At 58.1% G+C, this 12,224-nt stretch carries 11 protein-coding genes; all 11 read left to right on the forward strand.

Annotation, left to right across the window (positions count from 1 at the left end):
• Positions 1 to 3: 3 nt before the first annotated feature.
• Positions 4 to 1,596 carry a flagellar hook-associated protein 3 gene (locus B0W55_RS09575; RefSeq protein WP_077045760.1) on the forward strand — a complete coding sequence of 531 codons (1,593 nt, stop codon included), beginning with the start codon at positions 4 to 6 and terminating at the stop codon, positions 1,594 to 1,596.
• Positions 1,597 to 1,906: 310 nt separating this feature from the next.
• Positions 1,907 to 2,836 (forward strand): ketoacyl-ACP synthase III, encoded by a 930-nt coding sequence (locus tag B0W55_RS09580; RefSeq protein ID WP_077045761.1) that lies wholly within the window; start codon positions 1,907 to 1,909, stop codon positions 2,834 to 2,836.
• 250 nt (positions 2,837 to 3,086) lie between these two features.
• Positions 3,087 to 4,520, forward strand: coding sequence for a flagellin (locus B0W55_RS09585; RefSeq protein WP_077045762.1), 1,434 nt, complete (start codon positions 3,087 to 3,089; stop codon positions 4,518 to 4,520).
• 74 nt (positions 4,521 to 4,594) lie between these two features.
• The gene (locus tag B0W55_RS09590) at positions 4,595 to 4,945 is read left to right on the forward strand and encodes a flagellar protein FlaG (protein WP_077045763.1); all 351 of its coding nucleotides are present in this window, start codon (positions 4,595 to 4,597) and stop codon (positions 4,943 to 4,945) included.
• Positions 4,946 to 5,026: 81 nt separating this feature from the next.
• Positions 5,027 to 6,415 (forward strand): flagellar filament capping protein FliD, encoded by a 1,389-nt coding sequence (fliD, locus tag B0W55_RS09595; RefSeq protein WP_077045764.1) that lies wholly within the window; start codon positions 5,027 to 5,029, stop codon positions 6,413 to 6,415.
• A 155-nt stretch (positions 6,416 to 6,570) separates the two neighbouring features.
• Entirely contained in the window at positions 6,571 to 6,960 is a 390-nt protein-coding gene (fliS, locus tag B0W55_RS09600; protein WP_077045765.1) for a flagellar export chaperone FliS, read from the forward strand.
• Between the two features lie 24 nt (positions 6,961 to 6,984).
• Complete coding sequence (gene fliT / locus B0W55_RS09605; RefSeq protein WP_077045766.1) at positions 6,985 to 7,281, forward strand: flagellar protein FliT; 297 nt, start codon at positions 6,985 to 6,987, stop codon at positions 7,279 to 7,281.
• A 171-nt stretch (positions 7,282 to 7,452) separates the two neighbouring features.
• Positions 7,453 to 8,928, forward strand: coding sequence for a sigma-54 dependent transcriptional regulator (locus tag B0W55_RS09610; protein WP_077045767.1), 1,476 nt, complete (start codon positions 7,453 to 7,455; stop codon positions 8,926 to 8,928).
• 110 nt (positions 8,929 to 9,038) lie between these two features.
• Positions 9,039 to 10,262 (forward strand): PAS domain-containing sensor histidine kinase, encoded by a 1,224-nt coding sequence (locus B0W55_RS09615; protein ID WP_077045768.1) that lies wholly within the window; start codon positions 9,039 to 9,041, stop codon positions 10,260 to 10,262.
• 4 nt (positions 10,263 to 10,266) lie between these two features.
• On the forward strand, positions 10,267 to 11,646 hold the full coding sequence (gene fleR, locus B0W55_RS09620) for a sigma-54-dependent response regulator transcription factor FleR (RefSeq protein WP_077045769.1): 1,380 nt from the start codon (positions 10,267 to 10,269) through the stop codon (positions 11,644 to 11,646).
• A gap of 242 nt (positions 11,647 to 11,888) precedes the next feature.
• A complete protein-coding gene (gene fliE, locus B0W55_RS09630) occupies positions 11,889 to 12,218 on the forward strand; it encodes a flagellar hook-basal body complex protein FliE (protein WP_077045771.1) in 330 nt (109 codons plus the stop codon).
• Positions 12,219 to 12,224: the final 6 nt, after the last annotated feature.

The raw sequence follows: 12,224 nt of genomic DNA on the forward strand, positions 1-12,224 counted from the left end.
AACATGCGTATTTCTACAGCACAATATTACGCGGCGTCGGCTGCCAACTATTCGCGCAACCTCAACAACGTGATGAAAACCGCGGAAGAGGCCAGCAGCGGGGTTAAGGTCAACACGGCGGCCGACGATCCGGTGGGCGCCGCGCGTTTGCTGCAACTGGAGCAACAAAAAGCCATGTTGGGGCAGTACACCACCAACATCCAGGCGCTGAACACCGCCCAGGCGCAGGAAGAAAGCGTACTGGACAGCATCAACAACACGCTGCAGAAAGTCAGTGAACTGGCCGTGCGTGCCGGTGGCGGTTCGTTGAACGACGATGACCGTAAATCCATTGCTGCCGAACTCAAGCAGTCGGAAGAGCAATTGCTGAGCCTGATGAACAGCAAGGATGCCAACGGCAAGTACATCTTCTCCGGCGCCAGCAACAACACGCAGCCGTTTGTGAAAAACAGTGATGGCACCTACAGCTACCAGGGTGACCAGACTCAGCTGGAGCTGAAAATCGGCGATTCGATGTCGCTGGGTCTGAACGATACCGGTTGGGATGTGTTCCAGCAGGCGATCAATGCGGCGCGCAGCTCGACTACCATGACCGCGCCGGCCGTCGATGACGGGCGTGTGAAACTGTCGCCTGGACTGGTCAGTTCCGGTGCGGCATTCGATGCGAATTTTCGCAGCGGGCAGCCTTACACCATGGCGTTTACCAGCAGTACCCAGTTTGTGATTACCGATGCACTGGGTAATGACGTGACTGCAGAGGCGATCGGTGGTGGCAAGTTTGATCCGAATGCCAAAGGTGGTTCCGACGTGACTTTCCGTGGTGTGACCTTCAAATTGGATATTGCTTTCCAGCCGGGCGACACCCCTGCCGACACCGCCAGTGCGGATGCTGTGATCGCAGGTCATAGTTTCCAGTTGACTGCCAAACCAGACAGCTTTGTTGCCAACCGAGCCCCGGGCAATACCTCGACAGCCATCATCTCCCAGACTTCGGTGACCAACGCCGCTGATTACAAAAGCTTCTTTCCAGAAGGCGGGGCGGTTCTGAAGTTCACCGGTCCCGGCACCTTTGAGTTGTATGCGCGTCCACTGACCAGTAGCAGTACACCCGTCTCCACCGGTACCGTGACGGCTGGCGTGGCCACGGCCGCCGGTGTCAGCTTTACCCTCGGCGGCACGCCACCTAATCCGGTAGCCGGCGATCAGTTTGATATCGCGGTCAATACGCACCAGACGCAAAACGTGCTCGACACCATCAGTCAACTGCGTTCGGCCCTCGACGCGCCGACCCAGGGTAATCCGATTGCGCAGCGTTTCCTGCAAGACACTGTGGCCTCGTCCATTGCCAACCTGAACAACGCCAAGAACCAAGTCGACCTGGCCCGTGGCGCGATCGGCGCGCGGGGCAACGTGATGGACATGCAGACCGAGCAGAACACCAGCACGGGCCTGATCAACGAATCGACCGGCAACGCGATCAAGAACTCCGATCCTGCCGAAGTGCTGACCCGCCTGACCCTGCAACAAACCATGCTGCAGGCCGCGCAACTGGCCTTCGCCAAAGTGTCCCAGTTGAGCCTTTTCAACAAGCTTTGAGTCGGTCCTGACCGCTCGCGGCCAGCCCCTGTCACAGGGGCTGGCTTTTTTTTGCGTTTTTTTTGTAGGAAACGTGGTGCGGCGGGCGACATTCGGACCCCGAAATCAAATAAAGCGCCGATCTCTGAGTGACCCGTCAGTCAAAACGCGCATCTTCACTGTATCCTGTCTGCGGGCGGTGAAGGTGGCGGGCTCTCCAAGGCTTGTAATAGAGTCCCGATGTCGCTTCTTCTGGGGGCCAGGCCCCGACTGTAGACGCCCTCGATTCAGCGAGCGGCGATGTTCAGCTGTTTATTATTGGGAAGCCATAATGATTGGCATAAAAAATATAGCGAGTTACGTGCCGACAGCCGGGGTTGATAACTACGCCCAGGGTGCAAAGTTCGACAAGGACGAAACCTTCATCCTTGGCAAGATCGGTTCGGCGTTTTTGCCGCGCATGGATGCCGATCAGGAAACCTCGGATCTGTGTGTCGAAGCAGTCAATGCGTTGTTCGCCGCCAGCCCTGAACTCAAGCGTGAATCCATCGACTGCCTGATCGTCGTCACCCAGAACGGTGATGAAGAAGGGTTGCCGCACACCGCCGCGATTGTCCAGGACAAGCTGGGCCTGCCGACCAACGTCGCCGCTTTCGACATTTCCCTGGGCTGTTCCGGTTACGTCTACGGCCTGTATGCGATCAAGGGCTTCATGGAAGCGGCGGGGCTGAAAAACGGCCTGCTGATCACCGCCGATCCCTATTCGAAGATCGTCGACCCGGAAGACCGCAACACCACCATGCTGTTCGGCGATGCCGCCACCGCCACCTGGATGGGCGAAAACGCCGTCTGGCAGTTGGGTAAATCGAAGTTCGGCACCGACGGTTCCGGTGCGCCGCACCTTAAGGTTACCGACGGTGTGTTCTTCATGAACGGGCGCCAGGTCTTCAACTTCGCCTTGCTCAAGGTGCCGGCGCATTTGCATGAACTGCTGGACGAGTCGAATCTGCAGGCCAGTGATATCAACGCCTTCTGCATTCACCAGGGCAGTGCGGCCATCGTAGATGCCGTGGCCCGTCGCTTCGAAGAAGGCGAGCCGGAGAAGTTCGTCAAGGACATGCTCGAAACCGGCAACACCGTTTCGTCGAGCATTCCGCTGCTGTTGCAAAACCACGTGTTCGATTCCAAATGGACTCGTGTGGCCATCAGCGGCTTTGGCGTAGGCCTTTCGTGGGGCTCGGCGATTCTCTATCGCGGCTGATCGACGCTTCGCTGTCGCAAAAAAAAACGCCCGGAAATGTAAGTTCCCGGGCGTTTTTCGTTTTATTGGCGCCGGTATTCTGTCTCTAAAGCCTTGAAAATAAAGGGCTGGCACGCTGCCACTAAAAAATTCAAAAAAACCCCTCAAGCAAACGGGTCCCACGACGATAACTATTACGTAGGTTCTCTAGGCCAAACCCGACGGATGTCAGGGCCGGAAGCCGAAGTATCCATCCAACGAGGATTTCGTCATGGCTTTAACTGTAAACACCAACCTTGCTTCCTTGACCGTTCAGAACAACCTGAACAAAGCTTCCGGCAACCTGCAGACTTCGATGCAGCGCCTGTCCTCCGGCCTGCGCATCAACAGCGCTAAAGACGACGCCGCTGGCCTGCAAATCTCCAACCGTCTGACCAGCCAAATCAACGGCCTGGGCACTGCCATCAAAAACGCCGGTGACGGTATCTCCATCGCGCAAACTGCTGAAGGCGCGATGCAAGAATCGACCAACATCCTGCAAAAAATGCGTACTCTGGCCCTGGCTTCCGCCAACGGCTCGCCAAGCGCTGAAGACCGTAAGTCGAACAACGCTGAATACGCTGCCCTGACTTCCGAACTGACCCGTATCGCTACCACCACTACCTTTGGTGGTCGTAACCTGCTGGATGGTTCTTTCGGTACTACTGCTTTCCAAGTCGGCGCCAACGCCAACCAGACCATCAACATGACTCTGGGCGACGTATCGGCTAACAACATCGGTTCCCAGCAACTAAAAAGTGTAACCAACGCACCTAGCGCTGCTGGTGCTTACACTCCGGGCAACATCACTGTAACAGGTGGTGGCCAGACTAGCGCTGCTCTGGCAATTGCTGCAAACGATTCGGCTAAGTCTGTCGCTGCCAAGTTGAACGGCGCTGTAGGTGGTCTGAGCGCTACTGCGAGCACTGAAGCCTCGTTCAAAGTAACCGCTACCGCTGCTTTGCCTGCTGCCTTCGACCTGACTGTAGCTGGCGCAACTGTCAGCTTCACTGGTATCACCAGCACTTCCGATCTGGCAGATCAGTTGAAATCCAACGCTGCCAAACTGGGCGTCAGCGTAAACTACGATTCTTCGACTCAAAGCCTGTCGGTTAAATCTGATACCGGCGAGAACCTGACCTTCAACAACGGTAACGCCAACATTGCGGGCGTTCAGGTTGCCACTAAAGACGGCTCCGGCACTCTGAGCGGTTACACGGCTCTGGCTGCTACTGCAATCGTTGCTCAAGGCGCTGTATCGCTGAACTCCACCAGCAGCTACTCGCTGTCAGGTGCCGGCGTCGGCGGTCTGTTCGGCGCTGCCGCAGCTACTTCTGCCAACTCGACCAAGACCGTTGTCAGCAACACTGACGTGACCACCGCCGCTAACGCACAAAACGCAATCGACGTGATCACTCAGGCTATCGCCAACATCGACTCTCAGCGTGCTGACCTCGGTGCGGTACAAAACCGTTTCGACAGCACTGTGTCGAACCTGCGCAGCATCTCGGACAACTCCACAGCAGCTCGTGGCGTGATCCAGGACGTTGACTTCGCGGCAGAAACCGCTCAGCTGACCAAGCAGCAGACCCTGCAACAGGCATCCACCGCGATCCTGTCCCAGGCTAACCAGCTGCCATCGGCTGTGCTGAAACTGCTGGGTTAATTCCAGAGTTTGGTGAGTGACGGAAGGGCGCGTTTACGTGCCCTTTTGTCTTTTGAGCGACGAGGAGATCTAGCATGGACATGAGCGTCAAGTTGAACCTGTCTTATCCCGCCGTTGCCCCACAAAGTGCAACGCCGGCTGTTGCAGATAAAAAAGATCAGCCCAAGGCAGAAAATTCTGAAGCGAAGGTCGTCGAACCAAAGCGAGATGAACTGCAAAAGGCTGTGACCGATATTCAGGAATTTGTCCAGGCTGCCCAGCGCAATCTGGATTTCTCCATTGATGACTCCACAGGCCGTGTCGTGGTCAAGGTCATCGCTACCGAAACGGGCCTAGTCATTCGTCAGATCCCTTCGGAAGCTGCATTGAAACTGGCCCAAAGCCTGTCGGACGCCAGTAGTTTGTTGTTTGACGACAAAGTCTGAACTGGCATGAATTTTGTTGCTGTCTGCGCTCGAGGCGCGTTTCGTCAAGAAAGCAGCAGCCACTGAACTAGGAGATAGATGATGGCGGGTACATCGGTTAGTGGTATTGGTTCGAACATCGATACCCAGGCGATTGTGAAGTCTTTGGTGGACTCTGAAAGGGCTCCCAAACAAACTCAGATCAACAATCAAACGCTGAAGGCAACCACTTCGCTGTCGTCTATCGGCAAAATCCAGGCGGCGCTGGACGCGTTTCGCGGCGCACTGGATAACATGAAAACGGCCTCCAGTTTCAGTGGGTTGAGCGGCACGTCCACGGATGAGAAAGTCGCTACGGTGACCACCGGTAATGGTGCGGCAGCGGGCAGTTTCACGCTGTTGGTGACGCAACTGGCAACGGCGTCGAAAATCTCCACCAAAGTCTTCAGCGGCGGCGCGTCTTCGGTGGTGAATGCCGGTACATCGCCGACTGTGCTCAGTATCAAGCAAGGAGCCGATACTTTCGACGTCAGTATTCCTGCGGGCGCGACGTTGCAGCAGGTGCGCGACTCGATCAACTCCCAGTACGCAAACCAGGGCCTAAGTGCCAACATTCTTACCGATGCCAATGGTTCTCGCATGGTGCTGACTTCTAACAAGACCGGCGAGGGGTCGGATCTGAGCTTGTCGGGCAACTCCGGGCTTGAAACTGGCACTTCGGTTCTCGCTACGCCGCAGAACGCCAAGTATAAAATCGATGGTGTTGTGGATATGGAGTCCAAGAGCAACACCATTACCGACGCGGTCAGCGGGATTACCCTCAAGTTGACAGGTATATCTCCCACTCCGTCCGGCGGCGGTTCACCCACGCCACTCACCATCACCGTGGCGGCGGACACGACGACACTCAAATCGGCGGTCAAAGGTTTTGTCGATACCTACAACGCGCTGATCAAGGCTGCGAATACCGAGACTCAGGTCACCACCAATGCCGATGGTTCATTGACCACAGGCGCCCTTACAGGCGATGCCTCTCTGCGTTCGTTGTTGTCATCGGTACGTAACGAGTTGAACTCCATGGGCGGTACGGGCCAATTGAAGTCCCTCGCTCAGTTCGGTGTCGAAACCGATCAGAAGACCGGATTGTTGTCGATCGACGACAAGGTGTTTAGTGCTGCGGCTCTTACCAATGCTGCCGATATCAACGGAATTTTTTCGGGTGATACCGGTTTGCTAGCACGCATGAAGTCTGCCACGGACAGCTTTGCGCAAAAAAATACCGGCGTTTTTGCAGCGCGTTCTACTAGTCTTAGCGACAGTCTGAACGATCTAAAAAAACAGCAGGATGCCCTTGATGCGCGCATGACCGCTCTGCAAACAAGTCTCACGGCTAAATACACCGCCATGGACTCCTTGGTGGCCAAGTTGCGCGCACAGAGCGACAGCATCATGACCACGCTCAACGCGTTGAATAATCCGAAGTCGGACTGATTAAGGTCAGGCATTAAAAACCCAGGTCGTCGATAATGACAGCGCCTGGGTTTTTTCTTTGGTGGCGGGTCTACGTTAAAGTTCTGTGTCGATCAGTCGACATAAAGATCAGAGCCCTTCAAATTTCAAGCTGTTGTCTGTCACGAGGTAGAAACATGAACCCCATGAGAGCCCTTCGCCAATATCAGAAGGTCAATTCCCACGCCCAGGTCTCTGAAGCCAACCCGCATCGCCTGGTGCAGATGCTGATGGAGGGTGGCCTGGATCGTATGGCTCAGGCCAAGGGGGCTCTGGAGCGTGGCGATATTGCACTCAAGGGGTTGATGCTGGGTAAAGCTGTGGACATCATCATCGGTCTGCGCGATGGCTTGAACCCGGAGAAGACCAATGATCCGGCGTCCCTGCAGCAGCTCGATAATCTGTACGCCTACATGATGACGCGCTTGATGGAAGCCAACCGCGATAACAACGTGGTTATCATCGACGAAGTCTCCGGCCTGCTGGAAACCCTGAAAAGCGGCTGGGATGCCATTGCCAATCAATAGGCCCCAAAGCCTGAGGATGACGTCATGAGTCAAGCACTGCGGCGCATAGAAGAAACCCGCGAAGCCCTGATCGACGCCCTGGCGGCGCGTAATTGGGACGCGATTGGCGAACTGGATTCGACCTGCCGCGAATGCGTCGACGAGGTGCTCAGCGAGGCGCCGATCGACGAAGACGCAGTGCGCAGCAATCTTGAGGGGTTGTTGGCGGTGTACAAAGAGTTGCTCACGGCGACCATGGGCGAGCGGCAGGCGATAGTCGACGAGATGTCGCAGATCAATCAAGCACAAAAGGCGTCAAAGGTTTACCATCTGTTTGGTTAATTGACGCCAGTTAATCCAAACATAGTGCGCCATAAATTTGACTGTGCACGGTTTTTTGACTTAACTAGTGGCTGTTCCAGATTTCAGTCGTCTTCAGGCATATTTAGCCTGCAAGCGTTTAGCTTGCCCCAGCATTTTGGGCATTGAGTTGACTAGGGAAGTTGCTATTGCATGTGGCGTGAAACCAAAATTCTGCTGATAGATGACGATAGCGTCCGCCGCCGCGACCTGGCGGTGATTTTAAATTTTCTCGGCGAAGAAAATTTACCCTGCGGTAGCCACGACTGGCAGCAGGCTGTCGGCTCTTTGTCATCAAGTCGTGAAGTGATCTGTGTCCTTATCGGGACGGTCAATGCTCCTGGCGCGCTATTGGGCTTGCTAAAGACACTCTCGACCTGGGATGAGTTCCTTCCGGTTTTGCTGATGGGCGATAATTCTTCCATCGACCTGCCGGAAGACCAGCGTCGTCGCGTGCTTTCGACCCTCGAAATGCCGCCCAGCTACAGCAAGTTGCTCGACTCCCTGCATCGTGCCCAGGTCTACCGCGAGATGTATGACCAGGCCCGCGAGCGCGGCCGTCATCGCGAACCCAATCTTTTCCGTAGTCTCGTCGGCACCAGCCGGGCGATTCAGCACGTGCGCCAGATGATGCAGCAAGTGGCCGATACCGACGCCAGCGTGCTGATCCTCGGCGAGTCCGGCACCGGCAAGGAAGTGGTGGCGCGTAACCTGCACTACCATTCCAAGCGCCGTGAAGCGCCGTTCGTACCGGTCAACTGCGGGGCGATTCCGGCGGAGCTGCTGGAAAGCGAATTGTTCGGTCACGAGAAGGGCGCCTTCACCGGGGCGATCACCAGTCGCGCCGGGCGTTTCGAACTGGCCAACGGCGGCACCCTGTTCCTCGACGAAATCGGCGACATGCCGCTGCCGATGCAGGTCAAGCTGCTGCGCGTGTTGCAGGAGCGTACGTTCGAGCGCGTGGGCAGCAACAAGACCCAGAGCGTCGATGTGCGCATCATTGCCGCCACCCACAAGAATCTCGAAAGCATGATCGAGATCGGCACGTTCCGCGAAGACCTGTACTACCGCCTGAACGTGTTCCCGATCGAAATGGCGCCGCTGCGTGAGCGCGTCGAAGACATCCCGCTGCTGATGAACGAGTTGATCTCGCGCATGGAGCACGAGAAGCGCGGTTCGATCCGTTTCAACTCCGCCGCCATCATGTCCCTGTGCCGTCACGGCTGGCCGGGCAACGTCCGCGAACTGGCCAACCTGGTGGAGCGCATGGCGATCATGCACCCGTACGGGGTGATAGGCGTGGTCGAGTTGCCGAAGAAATTCCGCTACGTCGACGACGAAGACGAGCAGATGGTCGACAGCCTGCGCAGCGATCTGGAAGAGCGGGTGGCCATCAACGGCCATACCCCGGACTTCACCGCCAATGCCATGCTGCCGCCGGAAGGCCTGGACCTGAAGGACTACCTCGGTGGTCTGGAGCAGGGCCTGATCCAGCAGGCGCTGGATGATGCCAATGGCATCGTGGCACGTGCCGCCGAACGTCTGCGTATTCGCCGCACCACGCTGGTGGAGAAGATGCGCAAGTACGGCATGAGCCGTCGCGACGGTGATGAACAGGCGGATGATTGACGCCTGTTTTTCAAGGTCTTCATTTATAAGCGGTTTTTTTTAGGCACGGGTATTGCTACGTCCCTCGCAACGTTCCGTTTCACTGACGGTCAGCCAAGCGAGAAAGTACGATGCCCCAAGCCGCCCAGATCTCCTCTGTCCCTGACGCCCTGGGGCACTCGTCTTCCGTAGAGCAGGCAAGCCGACTTGGCCTCGAGCAGGCATTCGCCCTGTTCAACCAGATGTCGAGCCAACTGACCTCTTCCTACAGCATGCTCGAAGCGCGGGTCACCGAACTCAAGGGTGAGTTGGCCGTGGTCAGCGCCCAGCGCATGCAGGAACTGGCGGAAAAGGAGCGTCTGGCGAACCGTCTGCAAAACCTCCTCGATCTGTTGCCCGGTGGCGTCATCGTCATCGACGCTCAGGGCATCGTGCGCGAAGCCAATCCGGCGGCCTGTGAGTTGCTGGGCCTGCCGCTGGAAGGTGAGCTGTGGCGCCATGTGATTGCTCGCTGCTTTGCCCCTCGCGAAGACGACGGCCACGAAATTTCCCTCAAGGACGGTCGGCGTCTGTCGATCGCCACGCGCTCCCTGGATGCCGAGCCGGGTCAGCTTGTGCTGCTCAATGACCTGACTGAAACACGTCACTTGCAGGACCAGTTGGCCCGCCACGAACGCCTGTCCTCCCTCGGTCGCATGGTGGCCTCACTGGCTCATCAGATTCGCACCCCGCTGTCCGCTGCCTTGCTCTATGCCAGCCATTTGACTGAGCAGGCGCTGCCGGTCGAGACCCAGCAACGTTTCGCCGGGCGCCTCAAGGAGCGCTTGCACGAGCTGGAGCATCAGGTGCGTGACATGCTGGTGTTCGCCCGGGGCGAGCTGCCGTTGACCGATCGCGTCACGCCAAAGCAACTGATGCAATCGCTGCAGGCGGCGGCCCTGACCCATGTGCAGGACCTGCCAATCCGCTGGCAATGCGACAGCCATGCCGGCGAGTTGCTGTGCAGTCGTGACACCCTGGTCGGCGCCTTGCTCAACCTCATCGAAAACGCCGTCCAGGCCAGTGCCGGTGATGTGCGCCTCAAAGTCCATCTGTACACCCGTGGCAACCAGTTGCGCGTGTGCGTCAGTGACAGTGGCTGCGGCATCGACGGCGTCGTCCTGGCGCGTCTGGGCGAACCCTTCTTTACCACCAAAGCGAACGGCACCGGCCTGGGCCTCACCGTGGTTCACGCAGTTGCCCGTGCCCACCAGGGCGAGCTGCAGTTGCGCTCGCGGCTCGGTCGCGGCACCTGCGCGCAGGTCGTGCTGCCGCTGTTTTCCGATGAAACACGCAGCACTCAGGGAGCGGAGTGAAGTCATGAGCATCAAGGTTCTACTGGTCGAGGATGACCGCGCGCTGCGTGAAGCGCTGGCCGACACGCTGCTGCTTGCCCATCACGATTACAAGGCCGTCGGTTCGGCGGAGGAGGCCCTGGCGGCGGTCGAGGCCGAGGCGTTCAACCTGGTGGTCAGTGACGTCAATATGCCGGGCATGGACGGGCATCAACTGCTCGGTTTGCTGCGAGTGCGTCAACCGCAACTGCCGGTGTTGCTGATGACGGCCCATGGCGCGGTGGAGCGTGCAGTGGATGCGATGCGCCAGGGCGCGGCGGACTACCTGGTCAAGCCGTTCGAGCCCAAGGCTTTGCTCGATCTGGTAGCGCGGCATGCATTGGGCAGCCTCGGTGCCATCGACAGCGAAGGGCCGGTGGCCTTCGAGCCTGCCAGTGCGCAGTTGCTCGAACTGGCCGCGCGGGTCGCCCGCAGTGATTCGACGGTGCTGATCTCCGGCGAGTCCGGCACCGGCAAGGAGGTGCTGGCGCGCTACATTCACCAGCACTCCCATCGCGCCAGTCAGCCGTTCATTGCGATCAACTGCGCGGCGATCCCGGACAACATGCTCGAAGCGACTTTGTTCGGTCATGAAAAAGGCTCGTTCACCGGGGCCATTGCGGCCCAGCCGGGCAAGTTCGAACAGGCCGATGGCGGGACTATCCTGCTCGATGAAATTTCCGAAATGCCACTGGGGCTGCAGGCCAAACTGCTGCGTGTGTTGCAAGAGCGCGAGGTCGAGCGGGTGGGCGCACGCAAGCCGATCAATCTGGACATCCGCGTGGTGGCGACCACCAACCGCGACCTGGCCGCCGAAGTGGCGGCGGGGCGTTTTCGTGAAGACCTTTACTATCGCCTGTCGGTGTTTCCGCTGGCCTGGCGACCGCTGCGCGAGCGCACCGCCGACATCCTGCCGCTGGCCGAGCGTCTGCTGGCCAAACACGTCAATAAAATGAAGCACGCGGCCGCGCGGCTGTCGCCCGAGGCGCAAGCCTGCCTGATCGGTTATCCATGGCCGGGGAATGTGCGTGAACTGGACAACGCGATTCAGCGGGCGCTGATCCTGCAGCAGGGCGGTTTGATCCAGCCTCAGGATTTTTGCCTGACGGGCCCGGCCCTCTTCGCCCCATTGCCTGCAACCACACCGGTGCGCGCGGTAGAAGTCGAAGCGGAGTCTGCCGGAGCCTTGGGCGATGACCTTCGCCGCCGCGAATTCCAGATGATCATTGACACCCTGCGCACCGAACGCGGCCGCCGCAAGGAAGCCGCCGAGCGCCTGGGCATCAGCCCGCGCACCCTGCGCTACAAGCTGGCGCAGATGCGCGATGCCGGGATGGACGTGGAAGCCTACCTGTTCGCCACCTGACAGTGTCGCTGCTTCTGTCTCTGTAGGAGCGAGCATGCTCGCGATGGTCGTTAACGAAGACGCTGGGCGTCTGGATAAACGCAGTGCTCTTGAGTTGATCGCGAGCCTGCTCGCTCCTACAGGGGGCGGCGATGAGAAGGGCTTTTGTGGAACGAGGCCACCGAGCTGGCACCCTTGTTGCTAACACCTGAGTACCCGCCGAGTGAGCGTCAAAAAATTGCGGGCCGCCAAAGAGAGAAATCATGAGCCAAGGTATTGAATTCAATCGGTTGATGCTGGATATGCGGGCCATGCAAATGGATGCCATGTCTGCGCCGAAATCGTCGGCCGCCGTGCCTGAACTGAATGGCAGCAGCTTTTCCGACATGCTCGGCCAGGCCGTCAATAAAGTGAACGACACCCAGCAAGCGTCCAGTCAGTTGGCCAATGCCTTCGAGATTGGCAAAAGCGGCGTCGACCTGACCGATGTGATGATTTCTTCGCAAAAGGCCAGCGTGTCGTTCCAGGCATTGACCCAAGTGCGCAACAAGCTGGTTCAGGCTTACCAAGACATCATGCAGATGCCGGTTTAAGGACGA

It is taken from the genome of Pseudomonas sp. KK4 (genome assembly GCF_001984065.1).
Taxonomy (GTDB): Bacteria; Pseudomonadota; Gammaproteobacteria; order Pseudomonadales; family Pseudomonadaceae; genus Aquipseudomonas.